We start from the raw sequence: 21,510 nt of genomic DNA on the forward strand, positions 1-21,510 counted from the left end.
AGTTAATGGTTATTACGCTTACGATTTCTCACGATCCATATAATAGATCCAACAACAAAAAGCACACCAATAATAATGATAATTGCGATGGTTACTTTACCACCTTGTTGTTCCTCATCGGAATGGAGCACTGCAGCTGACGTATTCTCTACGTCCACATCACTAGAAGCGAGCAATTGGGAAACGTCCTCTGCAGAAGCTGTTTCCTCCACCAATTGTGATGCACCACTCTGTATCCGCTGTACCGCTTCCTCTGAAAGCAGGGTATCGCCTGCGTACACGACCTCAGATGTAGCTTCCGTCTCCGGCGAGATTCCATCATTCTTGGTCTTGGCTGAGCTGTCTTTGCTCACTGTATCGCTGGAGCTTGTTATTGCGCTGCTATCAGCTGCACTACTACTACCGCTGCTGCCACCGCCAATGTTACCGCTTTCTACACTAGTCATTGATTCTCTCCCAGCATTGCTGCTGTTGCTTTGGCTGTCAGCTGCATCATTGCTGCTAGATTTGCTTGTATTGCTGTTAGCTGTAGTGCTAACACCATCAGACGCTGCGGTAGATCCGCTTGTAGGCTTTTTCGTTGCTGCAGCCTCCTGCTTTGAGGATTGAGGGCTGCTAGCGCGATCATCAGCGGACGTACTTCCCGCTGTTGCTTTCTCTTCCTTCGTTATCTTTGACGAATCGTTTGCACTTGAGGCTGGAGCTTCCGTTGCAGTAGGCTCGTCTAATTTAACAGGTGTAATCGTATCTGGATAAAAACGAAAACGTGTTTCATAGGAATGATAGTAATTTTGACTTGGAATATCGACGCTCATGGTAGCTACGAGATCCTCACTCAAGCTGCTAATCTTAAATTCCACCAGACGTGTATCCTTTTCTGTGTTGCGCGAGATGACCTTCGTTTCGGTAAAGCTTGATCCTTGTTTAGTCGAGAACTCAGTAACCCAAGCGTCCTTATTAATGACAGTTCGCACGGTAAGCGTGCTGTTTTTAATAATGAGCGTCGCTGGCTTATTCCAGTACCCGTTCGCTAGAGACGTCGAATCATCCTTCGGATCACCCTTTAAAATTTCGAAATCAATGGTGTATTCTCCATCCGCTAATTCGCTTGCTGCAAAGCTCTGCGGTGCATGGAAAAGCACAATTCCGATTAGAAAAAGAAGCGCGACCATCATTCGTGATGTTCTATTGGTTAGACTGTTCATATGCACCTCCAATTGATTATCATTCTCACTTAATACTAAAAAAATAAATGTCCTGCACGAACATTAGTAAAGCTTTATTGATATTACAGTCATTCCACATAAAAGGATACATGATGGTAAATTAAACCGTCAACCACCATTTGCATGATTTCGCCCATTCAATCGCCAACTTTCAACAATTCGACATATATTCCTGCTATCCGTACCTCAATATACTTAGCTCTCCTCTTTAAAATGCTTCAAGCAGCTTCGCACTAGGAGCATCATATCCACTCCCGTGCAGCAGCTGCCTGAATAACATTTAATATGAAATTTAAGCTATGGCTTAAGTATAACCTTTATGCAATTATCTTTCTTCTCATCAAAAATTTCATAGGCATGCTGCGCATCAGCTAATGGGAGCCTGTGCGTAATAATATCGGTTGGATCAAGCTTATTTTCCTTTATCATTTGATATAAGGCAGGCATGTAATGGATAACCGGAGCCTGACCCATCTTAAGGGTTACATTTCTTGCGAAGAAATCACCTAGTGGGAACATATTGTAGCGTGTGCCATAAACGCCGACAAGCTGAACTGTACCGCCCTTTCTTACAGCCTGCGAAGCGATTTGAATAGCCCCCATTGATCCCCCTTGAAGCTTTAGTGCAGTTTCAACCATCTCCACCACAGTTTTTTTACCGTCCATCCCAACACAATCAATGACGGCATCCGCACCGCCCTTTGTTATTTCCTTAATAAAGCTGCCGATGTTTTCTTCGTCCTCAAAGTTGTAGGTTTCCACCTGATTCGTTCTCTTCGCATGCTCCAAGCGATAATTGATATAATCGACAGCAATAACACGCTTTGCTCCCTTCAGCCAAGCGATCTTTTGAGCGAGCAGGCCGACGGGACCGCAGCCGAGAATGACGACCGTGTCTCCCTCCTTAACTCCCGCATTGTCCACTCCCCAGTACGCTGTTGGCAATATATCAGACAGAAACAGCAGCTGCTCATCACTCATTTCATTATCCTCTGGTACCTTGAAGGAGCTGAAATTAGCAAACGGAACGCGCAGCAGCTCGGCCTGTGCGCCTACATAATTCCCAAATGTCGGGGAATAGCCAAGAAAGCCTCCAGCTTCACCCTCTGGATTCGAATTATCACACTGACTTTCCAGGTGATTTTGGCAGTAGAAGCATTGCCCACAGGACACATTAAACGGAATGACGACGCGATCACCTTTTTTCAGCTTAACAACATCGCGCCCCACCTCTTCGACGATCCCGATTGGTTCATGTCCAATGACATAGTTTTTCGGCAAATTCGGAATCATGCCATGCACAAGATGCAAATCCGAGCCACAGATTGCTGTACTCGTAAGTCGAACAATAATATCGTCCTGCTTTTCTATTTTCGGGTCCTCAACCTCTTTTACTTGAACATCTTTTATTCCTTGATACGTAACGGCCTTCATGAAATATCGCTCCTTTTTATTTACTCGGAGCTATTATGTGTTGAAAGTGTTATTTCTATATAAAAAAGCTGAATCCAAATGACTATTTACATTCGAATTCAGCTCTTCAATTATCTTACGATTTCTTTTGCTTCACTTTTCTTGTTTTCATATAGGAGTCAACCGCATCCCACAGCGTAATGATGACAATCGATACTACGATGACACGCTCTATCATTTCCCGCTGCTTCAATACACTCGAAAGGGAAGCATCAAATAATTGAGCGACTTCGATGAAAAAGCTTTCTTGGAATAAAGCTGTATCATTAACCATTACGATGAGCAGAATACCAATGAGTACACTGGCTAGCGTATATACCGTCCATAACCTCGTATTCCAATACTGCACAATATACTTCCATACAAATAGAATCATCTGAATAAGAACTAATACGAGAATAAATGGGATATAAAGCTGCAAGCGTTCGGCTTCTAAAAGTGAGTAGATCGTATATACACCATCATCTCCTCTAACATAAAAGCCAATAAGCTCCGGGCGAAAATAGATGATTGCTGTACCAAGCAACGCAGCAATCATAGCGATAACTGTACCGGTTCTTGAAATTTTAGTTGATTGCACAGGTAGCGATGGCAAATCTTTAACAGACCATGAATCATCTGTTATCGCTAACCCTTTCGTTCTTGTTATCCCAAACCAGCCTCGCTCTATCGCAACAAATATAAGCGTTACCCACAGCGCGGCCTGCAGACCTCCATTTGCAACAGTTGCTATCGCTTCTACTAGCATCTCAGCAAAGCTGCTGGGATCGGCTCCTTCAGATGGAGGTGTAATTACCCAATCAAATGCCGTTATCGCGGCAACGATGGTCATCACAATCCCTAGGACTAGCTTAAGCAGCTTGATGTATTGACTATAGAGTGCAGGACCGATCAAGTAGCGCTGCTTCGGTTGATATTCCTCAGCGATCTTCCATGGATTGCCGAGCTGCTCTAATGCAGCCTTCACATCCTCCACGGTGTAATCTTCAGGCAGCATATCTTCAATGTTACTACGCAGCTCCTTGCTTACATCTTCCTTCATATCTTCCGGTAGCTGCTCTGTTACAGCATAAACATAACGATCAATAAGCTCCATTAAACATTCTCCTCCATTAAAATGGCTGCTAGCTGCTGAGATAAGGTCTGCCATTCGCTTTTTAGCTTAGCGTATACTTCCTTGCCCTGCTCACTTAACATGTAGAATTTACGCGGACGGCTTTCAGTCGTATCCCATTCACTTTTCAGCAATTGCTGTTTTTCCAATCTTCGAAGGAGTGGATATAGAGTTCCAGCTTCAATAGGAGCGTTTTTTTCTTCTAATTTTTGAATTAAGGAATATCCGTATTCTGGTTGATGAAGCTGGCTGAGTACGAGCAAAACTAACGTTCCACGCTTCAGTTCCACCATTAATGAGTTAATCAGTTCTTCGGTAGAATCCATACCATCATCTCCTTGTTTTTACTATACTGTACGACACACACTATTGTCAATTACTTAACATTAGTGAAACTATATTAATTTTGTTTTTATGATTATGTAGTATTTCATAGCAAAGAAGCTTAACAAGCCGTAAGTACCAACTTTTTTTGGAATTCTCACTTCGCTTCACGTCTATTAGCATTCCACGGTCTGTGCTTTAGACTACATTGAACTTAAAGGTTAGAAGTTACAAGCTCATCACATGCCGAACATTTTGGCAACAGAAAAAATGCCCCGCAGCACGCGGGGCATTAACGCTACATAGCTATTAGGTTTTCTACTCTGACGTCTCGACCTGTGTTTTCCACTCCGCATCCTTAGCTAGCTGCTTTTTATATACGGAGTTCGACATCCACACACTAATTTCATATAAGACGATTAACGGGATGATAACTAGAATATCCGAGATGAAGTCCGGAGGCGTAATCATGACACCAATCACCGACATAATAAAATACGCAAGTCGACGCATTTTCTTCAGTCTTATTGGATTAACAATTCTAATCGCAGTTAGAAACATAATGAGTAAAGGCAGCTCGAATAACAATGTAATCGGAATAATGATTCCGAACATAAATTCAAAGTATTGCACGACACCGAACGTTTCCTCTAAGCCTAGACTCTGAGAAACGGAGCGCGTAAAGTTGAACGCAAGTGGAAAAACGACAAAGTACGCGAAGGCTAGGCCCAGCAGCGCCATCAGAAGCGCAAAGGGCACATACTTCAGAGTTGATCGCTGCTCGTGCGGGTGCAGTGCAGGCTTTACGAACAGCCATAGCTGAAGCACAATAAAAGGAATCGTTATGACAAACGCCAGTACGAAGGCGATCTGCATATAAATACCGATTCCATCCCAAAAAGAAAAGGTATGTAAAACTAGCTTACCGTTTGCCGGCTTTTGATTGAGCAGAAACTGATAAGTAGGCTTAGCTATAACCAATCCACCGACTAGAGCTAGAACTAGCACGATTAACACATAGATGAGTCGTCTACGAAGCTCTGTTAAATGCTCAACGAGAGACATGAGTCCTTCCTCAGAGACTAGCTTGCCCGTCACAGAGCCGAGACGCTTTGCTTGACTTTCCAAGCTCATTTGCAGGACACCTCTCTTTTTCCTTCATGATGTGAATGCAAGAAAAAAGCGGGCCAGCTTAATCTGGTAACCGCTTGTTTGTACGATCTGCTTGTTGAACCGCTTGAGCCTCGATGGGTGCAGCCTCTTCTTTTTTCTTATCGTTGGAGTCGATCATCTCGTTCGCTCCAGCTTTGAATTCTTTCAGCGTTCTGCCAACTGCTCGTCCTAGCTCTGGAAGCTTGTTCGGACCAAATAACAACAACGCAATAAGTACTAATAAAATAACTCCACCTACGCCAATTCCGCTCATATAAACCTACCTCCTTATATCTTAGAAGTTCATTTAGAAGCCAAGTAAGCCGCCATAACCCAACGCCACGATGTCCTCTTTCTCGATGCGCTCCCCAAGTAGTAGTCTTGGCAGCAGCACATCAAACGAAGTATAAGGATCATGCATCACGCAGCCTGGTAATCCTACAATCGGAATTCCTTCTATATATCCTACTAATAGCATCGAGCCAGGAAGCATTGGCGTTCCATAGCTAATGATCTCAGCACCTGCGGCAGCAATCGCTCCTGGTGTTCGATCATCAGGGTCTACTGACATTCCACCTGTAACCGCAATCATATCATAGCCGCTGTCTACAAGTGATCGGATTTCTCTTACGATGACATCACGATCATCCGGCGCAAACCGCTGCTCGGCCACAGTCGAACCAAGCTCTTCTAGCTTAGCTTTAACAGCAGGACCAAATTTATCCTTAATTCTGCCATTATACACTTCACTACCTGTAGTAAGCAAGCCTATTCGCTTACTTGGCAGAGGAATAACGGATATAGGAGCAGATCCATTGGCTTCTCGATATTGCTGAGCAAGCTGTTCAACTCGCTCTACCTTTTCCTTGGCGACAACAAGCGGGATAGCTCTCGTTGCAGCAAGCTGGCCATGAGCGGCTACGGCTTGGTTGTTTCGTATCGTTGCCAAAGCAATCTCGCCGATACGGTTAACCTCATCAACAATCTCTTTTGCAATTTTGGCAACGCCTATGACCGGAGCCTTTACGCTAACCTTTCCTTCATGCGGGTCATTCAGCAGCAGCTGTTCATCCATTAATGCTTTGGCCATACGTTTGGCCGCATCATCCTCATGCAAATCCTCATCACCAAGCTCCATGACATAGATATGCTCCTTACCGATATCAAGCAGCTTCGGAATATCTTCCTCTGTAATGAGATGACCCTTTTTAAATAATCTTCCTTTAAACTGTCCAGGAATAATTTGCGTTAGGTCATGAGCGAGTCTTAAACCAATCGCATCATAAATGGATACTTCCTTTAGTGTTGTCGCCTTTGATACATGCGGTTCTACATTATGATCAATAGATGTAGCTTGTTCTTGCTGATGCTCAGTCATCGCTGTCGTGCTCCTTTAATGCTCTAATTCTATTCCCGACAAAATCGTCAGTGCATGCGGCAACTGATCCATAATCGCCAGCAAGCTTTCAGATACGCCCTTAGGACTACCCGGCAAATTAATAATTAATGTATTACCACGAATGCCACACACGCCACGTGACAGCATTGCTCTTCTTGTTTTGCTTAATGCACCCATACGCATCGCTTCAGCAATGCCTGGAACTTGGCGGTCAATGACCTTAAGCGTCGCCTCAGGAGTTACATCTCTTGCAGACAATCCCGTACCACCCGTTGTAATGACTAGGTTCGCTTCATAATATTCCGTCATCTCAATTAAAGCAGCCATGATCTCATCCTGCTCATCTGGCACCACTCGGTAGTCCACGATTAGACCACCCAGCTCATCCTCTACCAGTTCACGAATAACCTGTGCACTCACATCCTCACGTTCACCGCGTGCTCCTTTATCGCTAGCAGTTAGTATCGCTACCTTCCATTGCATCTCCCATATCCTCCGTTCACTCTATCTGTTTATTGTTCACGACGATAATCCCCATGTACTCCGCCCGTCTTCTCAAGTAATGCAGTTGGGCCAATGACCATATCCTTTTGCAATGCCTTGCACATATCATATATCGTTAGTGCAGTCGCAGAAACAGCAGTTAATGCCTCCATCTCTACTCCTGTTTTCCCTGTCGTTCTTACGGTTGCAGCTATATACAGCTCGTCCTCTCCATTATCTGTGAATGAAATGTCGACGCCTGTTAAGCTTAGTGGATGACACATCGGGATAAGCTCCGACGTTCGCTTTGCCGCCATAATTCCAGCAACTTGAGCCACGGCAAGGACATCCCCCTTGCTGATGCTGCCAGCCTTAATCTGCTGCAATGTATCTCGGTTCATCTTCACCATTGATGTTGCCGTTGCTTGTCGCTTCGTCACATCCTTTTCCGAGATATCAACCATTCTTGCTCTACCTTCTTCATTAAAATGAGTAAATGCCATTGTTTTCTACTTCCTTTCATTCTATGAAAACGTCTCAATTCCTTTATTCGAGACGACAAAGTTCAAAATAATATCATAATGATCTACAGGTATTTCTTCGACAAGCTGCTGTTCATGGGCAATGCCGATCCATGTCGTATGATCGCCAAACCGCTCATACAGCCTATCATAATATCCACCGCCATAGCCTAGTCGCTGCCCTTTACTATTAAAGGCAAGTCCAGGCACGATAACGGCCTCTGGAATTTCATTAGTAGGGTTAAGCTTTAAGTTATCCGGCTCCATAATTCCATAAGCTCCACTACGAAGTTGATCTTTATTGTATAATGGGTAAAGAATCATTGTATGTGTTGCTACATCACAGAGAGGAGCAAGGACATGAATATGGTGCTGCCAGCACCATTCAACATATGGCCATGTATTAAGCTCACTGCGAAAAGGAATATAGACGAGCACAGAACGAATGTGAAGCGCTTGGGTTAGCTCGATCAGATGTTGACAGGCCTGCTCAGACTGCTCCATGCCAACACTTGGCGACAGTTGATTGCGCACAGCCGACAGCTTCTGTCTAAGCATTTTTTTCTCATGCGTTATCTCATTCAATGGCTTCCACCCTCGTTCATAGGAATTGATAATAGTGTACCATTGTTTTGCTAGTTTCGCCATTCAAACACGTGCTTATGATACACTATATAGTAGCTACACACGATCATGCACCACTACATTTTGATGGAGGTTAAGAATGCTTCTTCAAGTATCCAATCTAACAAAAAGCTTCGGAATTGATCCGATACTTTCCAATATTAATCTACAAATATTAGAGCGAGATAAAATAGGCCTCGTAGGTGTGAATGGTGCAGGCAAATCGACATTGCTCAAAATCATCGCTGGAGAAATAAGCTATGACAGCGGTGACATTCATAAAGCGAAGGAAACTAAGCTTGGTTACTTGGCACAGAACAGCGGTCTGCAATCTGATCGCACCATAATCGAAGAAATGCTGCTCGTATTCTCAGATCTCATTCAGACTGAGCAAGAATTACGTGAACTAGAGCTTAAAATTGCCGATCCAAGCTTGCACAATGATGAAAAGAAATATCAAGAAATTCTAGACCGCTATGCTAATCGTTCGGACTGGTTTAAGCAGAACGGTGGCTTCGAGATCAACACTAAAATCAACAGTGTCCTTCACGGCATGGGCTTTGGTGATTTCGATCATCATACCCCCATCGCTTCACTAAGTGGCGGACAAAAAACTAGACTAGCACTAGCTAAGATATTACTGCAGGCTCCCGATCTGCTTATGCTCGATGAGCCAACTAACCATTTAGATATTGAAACATTGACTTGGCTTGAAGGCTATCTACGCGCATATCCCGGTGCGATTCTTGTCGTATCCCATGACCGTTACTTCCTTGATGCCATGACTACGACAACGGTTGAAATCGAGCGCCATCAAGCTAAAAAATATACAGGCAATTACAGTCGATATTTGGAGTTAAAGTCGGCGGAGTACGAAATTGCGATGAAGCACTATGAGAAGCAGCAGGATGAAATTGCTCGAATGGAGCAATTTATTCAAAAAAATATCGTACGAGCATCAACGACAAAGCGCGCACAAAGTCGCAGAAAAGCGTTGGACAAAATGAATCGCGTCGATCGACCAATGGGAGATCTCAAGCGCGCTAGCTTCTCCTTCGAGGTTGAACGAATGAGCGGCAAGGATGTATTGAAGGTAAGTCATATGTCCGTTCAGTTTCCTAGCAGTACTGCTCCATTGTTTACGGATGTCGATATTCAGCTGCAGCGTGGCGAAATGGTTGCTCTAATTGGTCCAAATGGGATCGGAAAATCTACGCTACTTAAAGCAATCGTTGGTCAGCTTCAGCCGACGACAGGCGACATTACCTTCGGCTCACATGTTAAGCTTGGCTACTACGACCAAGAGCATAATGTTCTCAATCCGAGTAACACGGTGCTCGAGGAGGTATGGGGCGCATATCCTCATATGGATGAGGTGCGGATACGTACTGTCCTTGGTAACTTTCTGTTTAGCGGAGAGGATGTATTGAAGCGTGTTTCCTCCTTAAGCGGCGGGGAAAAAGCCCGAGTTTCATTGTCCAAGCTTATGCTTGCACAAGCTAATCTGCTCATTCTCGACGAGCCTACGAACCATCTGGACTTATTCAGTAAAGAAGTATTAGAAGCAGCACTGATCGATTACGAGGGTACTGTCCTCTTTATTTCACATGACCGATACTTTCTTAATAAAATGGCGGAGCGCATTGTCGAACTAACTCCGAACGGCGCTAACTATTTCCTGGGAAATTATGACGATATGCTGGAGAAAAAGCTCGAATGGGAAGAAGCACGACAGGAAGCTGCTCAAGCAGCGCAAGTGAGCGCGAAAAACCAGCAGCAGGAAGCGACAGCTGCTCCAGCACAATCGTATGAAGTCGAAAAACAACAAAAACGTGCGGAGCGCAATAAACAGCGCAAGCTGGAGTCACTTGAAGCAGAAATCGCTGAGCTAGAGGAAGGTGTTGCTCAGTGGGAAGAGAAGCTGACTGACCCCGAAATCTTTAATGATTACATTCGTATTCAAGAGATCCAAGAAGAGATTGCAGCTCGTAAAAAACAGCTTGATTCCTGCTACGAGCAATGGGAACAACTAATGAGCTAAATCGATACATGAACGAACGTATAGGCTTAATAGATAGCCGCCCCTTCACTTATGCAGCATGTGCTGGTGCATAAGTGAAGGGGCGGCTATTGTATTTATAGTATTGGGTACTTACTATGTTTGATAATTAGTTTATATTGCTTCTTATTCTTCGCTTATTGGCTTTTTCTTACCGTCTTACTCCCTGTCAAATGATTCTGAATCCCTATGTAATTCTTGCTAGCTAACCGCTTACGTTCTGCTTCTGATCGAACGACGATTCATCAACAAGTTGATGCATCAGTGCGAAGCGCATCAGTTGAATACGTGAACGTACATTAACTTTATTATAAAGCTTCGTTATATGATACTCTACTGCTCGCTGGCTCCGATTATGGAGCTGCGCTAGTTCTCGATTAGAATAGCCATCTACAATGCCTTGCAGCAATTGTATATCCTCTTTATCAAATTTCAATTCTTCATGAAGCTCTTGATCTCTTACGGCTGCTAGAAAACCAGGAAGTCTTAGCTTATTAAGCAATGGTGTCGGCAGGAAGGAATATCCTCTCATCAGATTACTAAGAGCCGTTTCAATATCCTCTACACTGCAATCCTTCGTCAAGATTGTTTGTACCCCAGCCTCCATCATCGCATTATAATGAGTATCTAGCTCATAGCCAGAATACATGGCGATTTTAATATCCGGCTGAATAAGTTTAAGCTTTCTCGCGAGAGTTATTCCATCCATAGCAGGCATCATATAATCGCAAACGACAATATCGAAGCGCTGACCTTGAAATGCGTCGATTGCTTGCTTACCTGACATAACATAAGCGACATGACAATTAAAGCTTCGCTCTAAAATTGACTTTGTGCCGTAGCCGACTGTCGGATGGTCATCAACGACCAAAATACTTCTAATCAACCATCTCACTCCTTTCATAATTAACTGCTTGTGACATCAGGACTTTTTCAAGTAATGTCAAATGTAAGCAGCAAGAAATAAAGCGTTTTCACAATGCCTCATTATACTAATATGTTCGCAGTGCAATTAATCTCGATACGATAGGTCATATAAAACAATAAAGAATAGAAGGATTGTGTAGAGTTGATACAGAGGATTACTTCGGTGGAAATTTCAGTGCAGCATAAGTAATGAAGAATTGAGAGACTAAACATCAATTGGTTGTGAATGTCATGGAAATTTGAGGATTCAGAGGATTATACAGGAATAATTCCATTATACAGTTAATATTTTATACGATAAATAGTTAATATCCTCAAAAGTTTTTACGGAAAATCGTATTTCATAACAAATAGACATATTAGTTATCAACAGACTTATTAACAATAGTGAATAAATTGTTAGTCAATTCTGTCATTAAAGCAGTTAAAATGCCCCCTAAAATAAAGGTTTTTTCATAAATAGATGAATACACAAAGTTATGCACAGAATTTATCCACATTATCCACAGTTTTAACAGTCTTTCCGTGAAAAATCTATCCACTTTCATTAAATCGATTATAAATAAAACAATGCCTTTGTAGCAAGCTTTTATTGCCATTATCCACAACACTCTGTTCTTATGTGAATAACTATATTCACACTAACATTTCGAACTGTTAGTATTGTTCTTTAATTTCTAAAAGCAAAACTGCTTTAGAGCGTCTCATCGTACTAAACGACTTAACCATCTAAAGCAGTCTCATTGGTTATATTTTGATTGACCATGCTTCTAATGAAAGGCCAGGATCTGCCTTCATATCAAGTCCAGCAAATTCTCCATGCTTATACTTAACAGCAGCCGCAGCTCCGATCATCGCAGCATTATCTGTGCAAAGCTTTGGCGATGGAACGATTAGCTGCAGTCCTTCTTGCTGACAAGCAGCAGCAAGTTCCGTACGAAGCCCCCGGTTGGCAGCTACTCCTCCGCATAGAATAAGCTGCTTCACCTCATACTGCTTTGCAGCACGCAACGCTTTCGTTACGAGCACATCAATAACCGATTGCTGAAAGCCTTTAGCAAGCGCCGACTCATTTAACTCTAAGCCCTTCATCCGATGCTGATTAATAGCCGCGAGCACAGCTGATTTCAGCCCGCTGAAGCTAAAATCGTAGCTGTCCTGCTCTAGCCACGCTCGAGGAAGAACAATTTCCTCCTCGGCTTGCTGTGCCAGACGATCGATGTGTGGGCCACCAGGATAAGGTAGCTTCAGTGCTCTAGCCACCTTGTCATAGGCTTCGCCAACAGCGTCATCTCTTGTTCTGCCAATAATGTGGAATACGCCCTCCTGTGGCAGTAAAACAAGCTCGGTATGTCCACCGGAAACAACGAGTGCCAATGCCGGAAAAACCATCGTGTGCTCTAGCCTACTTGCATAGATATGGCCTGCAATATGGTGCGTCGCAATGAGCGGGATATCTAGTGCCAAAGCTAAGCTCTTCGCTGCAACATTGCCTACGAGCAACGCACCTACGAGACCTGGTCCTTCCGTTACAGCAATCGCTGACAAATCCTTCGCTTCGTAGCCTGACTCTTTAATTGCTGCTTCAATAATTCTCGTAATCGTCTCGACATGCTTACGGGATGCAATCTCAGGCACAACACCGCCAAACCGCTCATGGATATCAATCTGGCTTGATACGATGTTCGAGCATATATGCTTCCCGCCGCGAATAACGGCTGCACTCGTTTCGTCACAGCTTGTTTCTATCGCCAATATTAGTTCCTCACTCATCACTGGTGCCCGTCCTTCCTTTAGGCAAGTCCGCCCACATAATTACCGCATCCTCTTGATTGTCTGAATAATAGCCCGGCCTAATGCCAGCAGCCTCGAAGCCATAGCGTCTGTACAAGCGCTGAGCAATCTCATTGCTTGCTCTAACCTCTAGCGTCATGCGAACAGCTCCCAAAAACCGTGCTGTCTTTTGCAGCTCGTGCATAAGGCGCTTACCAAGCCCCTGTCCTCGATAAGGTGTCAGGATGGCGATGTTTGTTATATGGGCTTCATCAACGATGATCCACATCCCACCGTAACCAATCACTTTACCCTGATATTCCATGACCATGTATTGAGCAAACATATTGTTAGTCAATTCATTGATGAAAGCTTCCTCGGTCCACGGTGTTGTAAAGGAATCCTGCTCTATGCTCATAATGTCAGGGAGATCATCGAGTGTCATTCTACGGAATACAAAATCTTCAGCTAACACGATTACTTACCCTCTCCCTGCTCCTTCGCGTTTTGTTTCACTTCAGCCTCTGTTAGCTGCGCATAATTTGGTACGAGCTCATGTGCTTCCTTCATGAACGTACGCTCTTCAGCCAACCATTCGCCGCGGCCAAGCTCTGCTAGTGCTCGTCCATTCATTGGTTGGCTGCTAGACACCACTTGAATGCCGTGCGTCGCTGCAGAGGCTTGAAAGGTCACAATACTTTCTTCATGCTTATCTACATCACCGACAATCAGTACGGTTTCAATGCCTTGAGACTTCAATTCATCAAGCTTCAACGACCAATCCGTGCACCACTGCTCCATCATCACGATATGATCCTTATGCAGCCTTTGCCCGCTGCTATTCTCCTTGTCATCAACCAAGAAGGCAGCCGTATACACTTGTCCTCTTCTTGCATCCATAATCGGAATAATTAGCGCAGATCCCCGCTTAGGCTCAGCCATTACACCACTTATCGCAAGTGCTGCTAAGCTAGATATACCGATTAAGGGCTTTGCCGTCGTCCAGGCTAGCGTTTTGGCAGCTGTTACTGCAATTCGCACACCGGTGTAGGAGCCTGGCCCGATCCCTGTAACTATGCCATCAAGCTCAGTAAGCTTGAGCCCACCTTCTTTAAGCATCGCTTCGATATTCGTCATAATATGAATAGAGTGGTTACGCTCTGCCTCCGTTTGCACTTGGGCTAGCAGCTGCTGGCCACTTAATACTGCACCTGCCATTGTAGCAGTAGAAGTATCTATCGCCATTACGGTCGATTGCTTATTCATCAAGTTAAACTCCAATCCTGTATGTATTGCAGCAATTGCTCGTAACGTTCACCGAATGCTTCCATATGAACCATACGTTGCTGCTCGTCGATATACTCCAAACGTATCGCTAAAAATTGTTCAGGCATGAGCTCCTCGATGAGTGAGGCCCATTCGACAACCGTAACCCCATGACCGTAAAAATAATCATCAAGACCCAGCTCATCCGCTTCCTCTAGTGATAAGCGGTATACATCCATATGGTAAAATGGAAGATCTCCCTCATACTCCTTAATAATTGTAAAGGTAGGACTGCTTACAACCTCCTTCACACCAATAGCGGCAGCGAGTGCTTTGCTAAAGGTCGTTTTACCAGCACCTAAATCTCCATCTAGCGCTATGACAAGACCAGGCCAGCTCTGTGAGCCGATATATGCTGCTAATCGCTGTGTTTCTTCGAGCGAATCGATTGGCAGCTGCCACTTGCTACTATTCATCCGTTTCACCACTTATCTATGTAAAATAATTACCCCTGCCATCCTAAAGTCTAAAGTATATTGTACCTTAATCGCTTAATGTTTCAAAGCGATAAGCCCTTCAGCTCCAATAAAAAAGATTACGCAAGCCATAAGGCATCCGTAATCTTTTTAAGACAGATATCGCTAAGCACAGCTGCTTACAGCTCCTTCACAATCGTAATGTGCAGTTCATCCTTAAGATCAAATTGATACGGCGTTTTAGGAACCGAGCCATCGGCTTCCTTCACAACACGTACGATCGGTCGATGCAAGGCTCGCTCGCTGTTCTCTACGACAACGACAGTCTGTCCTGTATTGAGCAGCAGCATGGTCGCAATCGGATAGATGGATATATGACTGCAAAACAGCTTAATAAGCTCATGATCAAAATAAGTACCGCCTGCTGCAAACAAAAACTCGATCGCTTCACTTGTGCGATACCGCTTGCGGTATGGTCGCGGTGAAACTAAAGCATCGTACATATCGGCTAAACCAACAATCTGTGCATACAAATGAATATCATTACCCTTCAAGCCACGCGGATAGCCTGAACCATCAAATCGCTCATGATGCTGAAATGCACAATGTGCAGACACCAGTGAGATATCATGATGCTTACGTAATATATCGAAGCCTTCCTTCGGATGAGTTTCAAGCAAGGCTCTTTCTTCCTTCGTTAGTTCACCGCTCTGTTTAAGAATCTTATCCGGCATTTTCGTCATGCCGATATCGAATAGCAACGCGCCAATGCCGAGCTCCTCCAGCTGCGTACGATTAAGTCCTTTCGCTAAGCCGATGATTCCTGCCAATACGGCAACATTAACGGAGTGTTGAAACAAATAAGAATCAACCGAATGGATACTCGTCAAATTCACGAGTATATTTTCCCTGGATGATAGATCACTCATAATACTTCCAAAAACATCCCTGAAATTTTTCCCGATATTCGGTGCAATGACTTTTCCTTTACTTAAATCATTATTCTTAAATGCATTCATCGCGATATACACTTCGTTCACTGCCGCATTACGGGTTGCATCCGAGATCGGCTCATCAGGTACAACACCTTCTGTCAATGGGTCTTCAATAAATACGTAGTCGATTCCCATGCTTCGCAAACGTCGAATATATCGTTCTGTAAGCTCCATCCCCGAACCAAGTAGAACATTACCGTTTTCCTGAAAAATAGTTTTAGCGATAATATCTCCAGAGCTTACTAGATCAATGTGCATTCTCTTCATATTTTACCCTGCCTTCTTTGTGATGCCGTTCATTAAGTAAAGGTCGTTACACACCACATCTTATGTGCAACGACCTTCAGCTAATTGCAGTACTGCGGTTAACAATTAAGTTTCTACCCTTGTATTTCGCTTCGTACAAAGCAGTATCTGCCAAATTCATAATTTCCTGTAGAAAAACCTTTGAATCCGTTACCTTAAACTGCTCATAATTATCAATCGTAACAATACCAACACTGATGGTTACAGAAATATGGTCTTCTGCATCCTCAATCCAAACAAGCTGATTTTCTATCTCATTTTTGATCTGTTCCGCTTTTCTATGTGCCTCTAGTGCAGACAGCTCTGGCATATAAACAATAAATTCTTCCCCACCATAACGAGCAAGTCTGTCTTTGCTGCCTAGCAAGCTTTTCACCTTGCGAGCTGTATGTACGAGCACAGTATCCCCATTCAAATGACCATAAGCATCATTAATAAGCTTAAAATAGTCCAAATCGAATATGATGATGGTGAAAGGAAGCTGCTCCTTAATATTTTTAACGAGCTCTACTTCTAGAAATTGCATAAGATACCTACGATTATAACACTCTGTCAGTGCATCTGTAACTGCAATCTCTTCCAATTTTCGATTTGCTTCATATAAATCTTCTTGTGTCTTAATTAATTCATTGTTTCGCTGCTGCAAGAGAAGATTTTGTCGCTTTAGACTATCAGCGAGTCGATTAACCTCTGTCAAATCCTGCAGCGTGAACATATAACCCATCAGCCTAGCTCGCTTACCGACAATAGGATAGGATTGAACTAATAAGCTGCGTTCTTCCGGCTCTATAATTGTCCATTGAAACTCCAGCTTAATGAAAGGATCAACCTCACGCTGCTTCAGCTTCTTTTCGATGATGCTCCAGTTGTTCGCCGGAAGCTGCTCCTTTACTTTCTCAAGCTCAAAGCGCTCCCCAATTTTAAATGGAAGGATCTCATCGACAAATCGGTTCATTTCTACAATATGTTCATCACGATCTAAAACTAATATCCCAACCGAAATTGTATTCATCACATCGCGATGAGCGATAGAAATGATATCTAGCACATTCATGCGATTCACATTAATCGACATATATAATGCTGACAGCAGCATGCCTACCGATAATATCGGGATATAGGTTTCCATTAGCTGGAGATAGATGATGTTTAGAATAAGGTCTACACAGCCAAACCCAAGGATAATACCGATGCCAATTAATGCAAATCTACAAACATAGCGTACCATACTATTTTGCTTGGAATGAAAGTAGCTCCTGATTAACAATAATATAGAGGTTGACACATAAATCATCAGCAAAGCGATGACAATGCCAAAAAATTTTCCATATATGAATGCTTTATCAGAGCTTAGATCTTGATTCAGTGTTAGAAAATAACCGTTAGGGTTCCATAATATAAATAGATTAGCAGCTATGTTCGGGAGGACTGCAAGCTTGAAGGAAGTACTTTTAAGAAAGGAGCTTCGGTTAATAATGTATAGTGTAAAGACTAACGATCCCACACCTAAGGATGATAATGCGACATAAGAGAGCTTTATGAACAAGAACCGATATTCAATGTGCGCGGTTGTGCCAGCTGCAAACTGTAATAATGCCCAGAACATGAATCCTAAATGCAGTGACAAATATACACGGTTTAATATGGATATCGTTTTTGTGAAAATCAAAAATATCAACGTACCAAGCAGGACCAAAAATATGCCAAAATCAATGATCATTGATAATCCCATATAACCACCCATTCATGTATCTATCACAGTTTAATATAGCAAACCATCCAGAAAACTACAATTAGTAATGCTTAAATATTTCCAATTCTATCTGTTTTTCAGCAACTCTTCATCAAGCAGCTTCTCTAATGTGTGCTCAACACCTATCAAGCTCTTAAATGCGTGATACTGCTCCCATTTTGATTGATTAAAGGTTAATGCTTTAGGTCTTACTGCTCGAATCATTAAATTTTTAGGTGTGTGCTCGGGGTCAATAAACTCTAGCATCTGCACTTTATAGCCAATTACCTCAAGCAGCTGTCCTCTCATTCCATCCGTTGCCAAGGCAGAGAATCTTTCCTTCAATAAGCCCTGAGTCAGCAATGGTGCTAACAGCTCACTTTTAACTTGCGGGAACAGCTCGTGCTGACAGCATGGTACAGACATGATGACGGCAGCTCCCCATGTAACGGCCTTGCTAATAGCAGCATCCGTCGCAGTGTCGCAGGCATGTAGCGTAACGACCATATCAGCTTCTGAGAGCTCATTAAAGTCAGCGATATCTCCAACGATGAATTTAAGCTGATCATATTGCAGCTTTTGCGCCAAGCTGTTGCAAAAAGCGATCACATCCTGCTTTAGGTCTAGCCCAATGATGTCTACACTACGGTTTCGTTCAATTGTTAAGTAGTGATATAGTGCAAACGTCAAATACGATTTACCACAGCCAAAATCGATAATCTTGATCGTACGATCATTCGGCAATGCATCGACTACATCCTCAACCATTTCAAGGAAACGGTTAATTTGCTTGAATTTATCCTGCTTCTTCGCATGAACCTTTCCATCGGCTGTCATGATGCCAAGCTCGACTAAAAAAGCAATCGGCTTACCTTCCTCCAACAATCTATGCTTTTGTCGATTATGCGTACGTGGAGCAATCTCTTTCACTTGCTCTACTTCTTTACGCTTAATCGTTAGCTGTCCCTTTTTATTCGTTAAAATATGAAGCTGGCAATGCTTTTGCTTAATGTTGGTTTGCTTATACTGATTGATCATAAGTTGCATAAGTTTTTCTGCTGTATCTGCGGGGGAAACGTTTTCATGCAGTACTTTATTAGCATAATATGATTCAAACTGGTAATATAGCCCTTGTTTCAATTGAACTGGGCGAACAATTATTTTCTTTGCTGTCAGCTCTTCATTTTTCGACTTCGGTGAACTTAATATAACCTGATAGAGTGAATCCTGCTCGATCCATTCTACCAGCTCCTGCTCTAGCTGTACTTCTGCGCTGCTTTTCGTATTCAATCTATGGTCTCTCCTTTAGTTGAGATAAATTTCTCGATAATAGCAGCAAGCTGCTGCGGTGCCTCAAGCATGCCCATATGACCTGCTTCTGCAATAATGTGACATTCGGTCGAAGCGTTGCGGCCTGCGAAGGTGTTCTCCGAGCTTACAATGGCATCCTTAGCACCAGATATAAGCAGAACAGGCAGACTTGTCTCCTCAATGACTAACGTACGATCTGGTCGCTCCTTCATGCCTCTAGCATACCCAGACACAGCTGCGGCTGTTGTTGAGTAGCCGATCGCTGAGGCGATCTCAATGAGCGCTGTCCTTTGTGGATGATCCGCAGCTATAAGCTTAGGGACTAAACCATCAACAAACGACTGTACACCCTGCTCCTGAACTGTGCGTATCGCTTGCTCCCGATTCTGCTTAGCCTGCTCCGAATCGGGCAATGCTGTAGAATGCAGCAGACCAAATGCTGATAAGAACGACGGCTTCTGCTCTGCTACAGCTAGTGTAATATAACCACCTAGTGAGTGACCAAGCATCACGGCACTCGAAACTGCTATTCCATCCAACCACTCTATCATAAACTGTGCTTGCTCCTGCAATGCATACGTGACTTGTTCATATGAAGCAGAGGCTCCATGGCCGATTAGATCAGGAGTAATGACGCGGCAGCTGCGCTCTAGCAGCGGAGTGAGTTCTTGAAAGTATGATGAGCTCCCACAATACCCATGCAGCAGCACTACGACCGGCAGCTGCTTGTCCGGGGCTGAATCATAATAAGCAATCGTTAGTCCATTTTTAAGTGTAAAGCTATTGTTGCTCATCGTTTGTGTTTTCATATCAAACCCTCCTTGTTCATTCCCCATACCTTTGAAAATTGTGTAGACAGCACCTCGACAAGCTCCATAACGACATACAGCGAAGCATTTTGTATTTTCCAGTATGCCTTTGGACCGATCTCGTTAACGACGGCAGCAATGCTATAATCGCCAACTGCCGGCAAGCCTTTACCAGTAGCTGCTCCTGGCAGCAATGGACCGTCATTCATAATAAACTGCCCAACCTGCTTTGGCTTCCCTAAGCAAGCGTCGATAGCGACAACATGCTTCGACTGCTGCTGAAGTGCTTGAACCTGCGCTTCAACCCGGTAAGCGTCACACGGAAAAGCGAGTGTGCCTATCACATTAGGAAATCCCATCTTCATTAACATACTACCCATCAATGGACCAAAGGAATCGCCTGTCGATTGATCTGTACCTATGCAAATAAAGACAATGTCCTCAGGAAGTGGACATTGTTCATAAATAGCTCTTAAAAAATGGAACAGCTCCGCTACGTTATGTTCGCATACTACAGCGTCACGCTTCTCGTGGAGCTTAGCTAATTCTTTCATCTAATGCTAGTTCCCTTCTAGTTTATACAGCGTCTATTGTATCGAATTTTAAAGCTTAGTTCAATTTGTTAGTGATTGGGCCGAAATTCGTGGTACAATGACCAATAACGTTATGTTAAGGAGCGATAATAGGATGAATTTGGAGCAAGCATCTGTAGATAATATGGTATTTATGATTGAGGCAATTAAATCTAAGCTTAAAATGGCTTCTGCAGCAGCAATGCAGGCATCAAGCTTTAATTTGAATAATTACGAGGATATTAAAGACATCTATGAGATCGTTGCATCGAAAGAGAACTTTAGTATTAGTGAAGTTGAAGCACTCGTATCCGAGCTAGGAAAGCTCCGTAAATAGTAAAAAGACTGTAGCGGTTGATCCTCCGTATTGTTATCGAATGACGTACGTATCGAGGCTCATCATACTGCTACAGTCTTTTTTTATGCTAATTCTGTTTTATTGTCACTTTCACTCATGACTATGGATAGCTTAACACTTACATTTTTAGCTTCACCCTTAAGAAAATAAGCAATCCGTTCTAATTTTTCAGCAAGCTCTGTCCCTGTAATCGTTGTGTTGAGTTGAAAATTGAAATGATCGCTCAAGCTGTTCGATTGTTCATTGAAAGTTCGCCATACTCCATCCGCACCTAACCGCTGATTATCAGCCTGAGGATAAAATTTGTCAGACTTATTAACAACACGCTCATATATGCGTAACTTTTTTAATAGCATATAGTATTGAGCTGAGTGCTTAAAGTTCCACGCTTCTCTTATGTCCTTCAATGTATATTTCATTTTCCAGCGCTTGAGTTTTTCTACCTGCTCATCTGAATCAAGTTTCAAGAAATCTTCTAATGGCAGCATTTTTTCGACCATTACAACCCCTCCACAATCGACATTTACTTATATTATTATATAGAAAATACCACAATCCATATTTAATTACAATAAAAAATTCCCATTTGTTGCTATCAAATGGGAATTTT

The 21,510-nt window shown here is 43.1% G+C and carries 23 protein-coding genes; 2 read left to right on the plus strand and 21 right to left on the minus strand.

The genetic code is table 11. The features are described from left to right. Positions 1-2: 2 nt before the first annotated feature. The 10 genes from NSQ99_RS18375 to NSQ99_RS18420 form a co-directional block, all read right to left on the minus strand. A complete protein-coding gene (locus NSQ99_RS18375) occupies positions 3-1,205 on the minus strand; it encodes an NEAT domain-containing protein (protein WP_340838372.1) in 1,203 nt (400 codons plus the stop codon). Positions 1,206-1,523: 318 nt separating this feature from the next. Beyond that, the gene (locus NSQ99_RS18380; protein WP_251667459.1) at positions 1,524-2,660 is read right to left on the minus strand and encodes a zinc-dependent alcohol dehydrogenase; all 1,137 of its coding nucleotides are present in this window, start codon (positions 2,658-2,660) and stop codon (positions 1,524-1,526) included. A 115-nt stretch (positions 2,661-2,775) separates the two neighbouring features. Continuing rightward, on the minus strand, positions 2,776-3,795 hold the full coding sequence (locus NSQ99_RS18385; protein ID WP_340838376.1) for a hypothetical protein: 1,020 nt from the start codon (positions 3,793-3,795) through the stop codon (positions 2,776-2,778). Next, positions 3,795-4,139, minus strand: a complete 345-nt coding sequence (locus NSQ99_RS18390) for a PadR family transcriptional regulator (protein WP_251667457.1) — start codon at positions 4,137-4,139, stop codon at positions 3,795-3,797. Before NSQ99_RS18390 ends, NSQ99_RS18385 begins: the two co-directional genes overlap by 1 nt. A 316-nt stretch (positions 4,140-4,455) precedes the next feature. Then, positions 4,456-5,271, minus strand: coding sequence for a twin-arginine translocase subunit TatC (tatC, locus tag NSQ99_RS18395; RefSeq protein ID WP_340838378.1), 816 nt, complete (start codon positions 5,269-5,271; stop codon positions 4,456-4,458). A 58-nt stretch (positions 5,272-5,329) separates the two neighbouring features. Continuing rightward, complete coding sequence (tatA, locus tag NSQ99_RS18400; protein WP_251667455.1) at positions 5,330-5,563, minus strand: twin-arginine translocase TatA/TatE family subunit; 234 nt, start codon at positions 5,561-5,563, stop codon at positions 5,330-5,332. Between the two features lie 33 nt (positions 5,564-5,596). Beyond that, the gene (locus tag NSQ99_RS18405; RefSeq protein WP_340838381.1) at positions 5,597-6,667 is read right to left on the minus strand and encodes a molybdopterin-binding protein; all 1,071 of its coding nucleotides are present in this window, start codon (positions 6,665-6,667) and stop codon (positions 5,597-5,599) included. Positions 6,668-6,682: 15 nt separating this feature from the next. Continuing rightward, positions 6,683-7,171, minus strand: a complete 489-nt coding sequence (locus NSQ99_RS18410; RefSeq protein ID WP_251667453.1) for a MogA/MoaB family molybdenum cofactor biosynthesis protein — start codon at positions 7,169-7,171, stop codon at positions 6,683-6,685. A 29-nt stretch (positions 7,172-7,200) separates the two neighbouring features. Then, positions 7,201-7,674 (minus strand): cyclic pyranopterin monophosphate synthase MoaC, encoded by a 474-nt coding sequence (gene moaC / locus NSQ99_RS18415; RefSeq protein ID WP_340838384.1) that lies wholly within the window; start codon positions 7,672-7,674, stop codon positions 7,201-7,203. A gap of 21 nt (positions 7,675-7,695) precedes the next feature. Further along, positions 7,696-8,277: a 5-formyltetrahydrofolate cyclo-ligase gene (locus NSQ99_RS18420; RefSeq protein ID WP_340838386.1), complete on the minus strand. Its 582-nt coding sequence runs from the start codon at positions 8,275-8,277 to the stop codon at positions 7,696-7,698. Between the two features lie 139 nt (positions 8,278-8,416). On the opposite strand from NSQ99_RS18420, the gene NSQ99_RS18425 reads away from it, so the two are divergent. Further along, positions 8,417-10,357, plus strand: coding sequence for an ABC-F family ATP-binding cassette domain-containing protein (locus tag NSQ99_RS18425; RefSeq protein ID WP_340838387.1), 1,941 nt, complete (start codon positions 8,417-8,419; stop codon positions 10,355-10,357). Between the two features lie 223 nt (positions 10,358-10,580). Here NSQ99_RS18425 and NSQ99_RS18430 read toward each other — a convergent pair whose 3' ends face one another. The 10 genes from NSQ99_RS18430 to yyaC all read right to left on the minus strand — a co-directional run bounded on the left by NSQ99_RS18430 (position 10,581) and on the right by yyaC (position 20,524). Beyond that, positions 10,581-11,261, minus strand: a complete 681-nt coding sequence (locus tag NSQ99_RS18430) for a response regulator transcription factor (protein WP_251667449.1) — start codon at positions 11,259-11,261, stop codon at positions 10,581-10,583. Between the two features lie 788 nt (positions 11,262-12,049). Continuing rightward, entirely contained in the window at positions 12,050-13,075 is a 1,026-nt protein-coding gene (gene tsaD / locus NSQ99_RS18435; protein ID WP_340838389.1) for a tRNA (adenosine(37)-N6)-threonylcarbamoyltransferase complex transferase subunit TsaD, read from the minus strand. Further along, positions 13,068-13,520, minus strand: a complete 453-nt coding sequence (rimI, locus tag NSQ99_RS18440) for a ribosomal protein S18-alanine N-acetyltransferase (protein ID WP_340838833.1) — start codon at positions 13,518-13,520, stop codon at positions 13,068-13,070. The genes tsaD and rimI overlap by 8 nt, the downstream gene beginning before the upstream one ends. Before the next feature lie 32 nt (positions 13,521-13,552). Then, a complete protein-coding gene (gene tsaB, locus NSQ99_RS18445; protein ID WP_340838391.1) occupies positions 13,553-14,341 on the minus strand; it encodes a tRNA (adenosine(37)-N6)-threonylcarbamoyltransferase complex dimerization subunit type 1 TsaB in 789 nt (262 codons plus the stop codon). Continuing rightward, complete coding sequence (tsaE, locus tag NSQ99_RS18450; RefSeq protein ID WP_340838393.1) at positions 14,341-14,817, minus strand: tRNA (adenosine(37)-N6)-threonylcarbamoyltransferase complex ATPase subunit type 1 TsaE; 477 nt, start codon at positions 14,815-14,817, stop codon at positions 14,341-14,343. The genes tsaB and tsaE overlap by 1 nt, the downstream gene beginning before the upstream one ends. Before the next feature lie 179 nt (positions 14,818-14,996). After that, the gene (locus NSQ99_RS18455) at positions 14,997-16,079 is read right to left on the minus strand and encodes an HD-GYP domain-containing protein (RefSeq protein ID WP_340838395.1); all 1,083 of its coding nucleotides are present in this window, start codon (positions 16,077-16,079) and stop codon (positions 14,997-14,999) included. Positions 16,080-16,155: 76 nt separating this feature from the next. After that, complete coding sequence (locus tag NSQ99_RS18460; RefSeq protein WP_251667444.1) at positions 16,156-17,850, minus strand: histidine kinase N-terminal 7TM domain-containing diguanylate cyclase; 1,695 nt, start codon at positions 17,848-17,850, stop codon at positions 16,156-16,158. A gap of 87 nt (positions 17,851-17,937) precedes the next feature. After that, positions 17,938-19,140 carry a class I SAM-dependent methyltransferase gene (locus NSQ99_RS18465; protein WP_340838397.1) on the minus strand — a complete coding sequence of 401 codons (1,203 nt, stop codon included), beginning with the start codon at positions 19,138-19,140 and terminating at the stop codon, positions 17,938-17,940. Next, entirely contained in the window at positions 19,137-19,970 is an 834-nt protein-coding gene (locus tag NSQ99_RS18470; protein WP_340838401.1) for an alpha/beta fold hydrolase, read from the minus strand. The genes NSQ99_RS18465 and NSQ99_RS18470 overlap by 4 nt, the downstream gene beginning before the upstream one ends. Beyond that, complete coding sequence (gene yyaC / locus NSQ99_RS18475; RefSeq protein ID WP_340838403.1) at positions 19,967-20,524, minus strand: spore protease YyaC; 558 nt, start codon at positions 20,522-20,524, stop codon at positions 19,967-19,969. The genes NSQ99_RS18470 and yyaC overlap by 4 nt, the downstream gene beginning before the upstream one ends. A 133-nt stretch (positions 20,525-20,657) precedes the next feature. On the opposite strand from yyaC, the gene NSQ99_RS18480 reads away from it, so the two are divergent. Continuing rightward, complete coding sequence (locus NSQ99_RS18480) at positions 20,658-20,879, plus strand: DUF1128 family protein (protein ID WP_251667440.1); 222 nt, start codon at positions 20,658-20,660, stop codon at positions 20,877-20,879. A gap of 83 nt (positions 20,880-20,962) precedes the next feature. Here the strand turns inward: NSQ99_RS18480 and NSQ99_RS18485 are convergent, their stop codons facing one another. Next, complete coding sequence (locus NSQ99_RS18485; protein ID WP_251667439.1) at positions 20,963-21,400, minus strand: hypothetical protein; 438 nt, start codon at positions 21,398-21,400, stop codon at positions 20,963-20,965. Positions 21,401-21,510 lie beyond the last annotated feature (110 nt).

This window comes from Paenibacillus sp. FSL W7-1287, assembly GCF_038004245.1.
Classification (GTDB): Bacteria; Bacillota; Bacilli; order Paenibacillales; family Paenibacillaceae; genus Pristimantibacillus; species Pristimantibacillus camelliae.

Excerpts from the sequence above, each read along its gene's own strand:
- NSQ99_RS18375 (WP_340838372.1), bottom strand. The coding sequence starts at position 1,205 with ATGAACAGTCTAACCAATAGAACATCACGAATGATGGTCGCGCTTCTT.
- NSQ99_RS18380 (WP_251667459.1), bottom strand. The coding sequence starts at position 2,660 with ATGAAGGCCGTTACGTATCAAGGAATAAAAGATGTTCAAGTAAAAGAG.
- NSQ99_RS18385 (WP_340838376.1), bottom strand. The coding sequence starts at position 3,795 with ATGGAGCTTATTGATCGTTATGTTTATGCTGTAACAGAGCAGCTACCG.
- NSQ99_RS18390 (WP_251667457.1), bottom strand. The coding sequence starts at position 4,139 with ATGGATTCTACCGAAGAACTGATTAACTCATTAATGGTGGAACTGAAG.
- tatC (WP_340838378.1), bottom strand. The coding sequence starts at position 5,271 with ATGAGCTTGGAAAGTCAAGCAAAGCGTCTCGGCTCTGTGACGGGCAAG.
- tatA (WP_251667455.1), bottom strand. The coding sequence starts at position 5,563 with ATGAGCGGAATTGGCGTAGGTGGAGTTATTTTATTAGTACTTATTGCG.
- NSQ99_RS18405 (WP_340838381.1), bottom strand. The coding sequence starts at position 6,667 with ATGACTGAGCATCAGCAAGAACAAGCTACATCTATTGATCATAATGTA.
- NSQ99_RS18410 (WP_251667453.1), bottom strand. The coding sequence starts at position 7,171 with ATGCAATGGAAGGTAGCGATACTAACTGCTAGCGATAAAGGAGCACGC.
- moaC (WP_340838384.1), bottom strand. The coding sequence starts at position 7,674 with ATGGCATTTACTCATTTTAATGAAGAAGGTAGAGCAAGAATGGTTGAT.
- NSQ99_RS18425 (WP_340838387.1), top strand. The coding sequence starts at position 8,417 with ATGCTTCTTCAAGTATCCAATCTAACAAAAAGCTTCGGAATTGATCCG.
- tsaD (WP_340838389.1), bottom strand. The coding sequence starts at position 13,075 with ATGAGTGAGGAACTAATATTGGCGATAGAAACAAGCTGTGACGAAACG.
- rimI (WP_340838833.1), bottom strand. The coding sequence starts at position 13,520 with ATGACACTCGATGATCTCCCTGACATTATGAGCATAGAGCAGGATTCC.
- tsaB (WP_340838391.1), bottom strand. The coding sequence starts at position 14,341 with ATGAATAAGCAATCGACCGTAATGGCGATAGATACTTCTACTGCTACA.
- tsaE (WP_340838393.1), bottom strand. The coding sequence starts at position 14,817 with ATGAATAGTAGCAAGTGGCAGCTGCCAATCGATTCGCTCGAAGAAACA.
- NSQ99_RS18455 (WP_340838395.1), bottom strand. The coding sequence starts at position 16,079 with ATGAAGAGAATGCACATTGATCTAGTAAGCTCTGGAGATATTATCGCT.
- NSQ99_RS18460 (WP_251667444.1), bottom strand. The coding sequence starts at position 17,850 with ATGGGATTATCAATGATCATTGATTTTGGCATATTTTTGGTCCTGCTT.
- NSQ99_RS18470 (WP_340838401.1), bottom strand. The coding sequence starts at position 19,970 with ATGAAAACACAAACGATGAGCAACAATAGCTTTACACTTAAAAATGGA.
- yyaC (WP_340838403.1), bottom strand. The coding sequence starts at position 20,524 with ATGAAAGAATTAGCTAAGCTCCACGAGAAGCGTGACGCTGTAGTATGC.
- NSQ99_RS18480 (WP_251667440.1), top strand. The coding sequence starts at position 20,658 with ATGAATTTGGAGCAAGCATCTGTAGATAATATGGTATTTATGATTGAG.
- NSQ99_RS18485 (WP_251667439.1), bottom strand. The coding sequence starts at position 21,400 with ATGGTCGAAAAAATGCTGCCATTAGAAGATTTCTTGAAACTTGATTCA.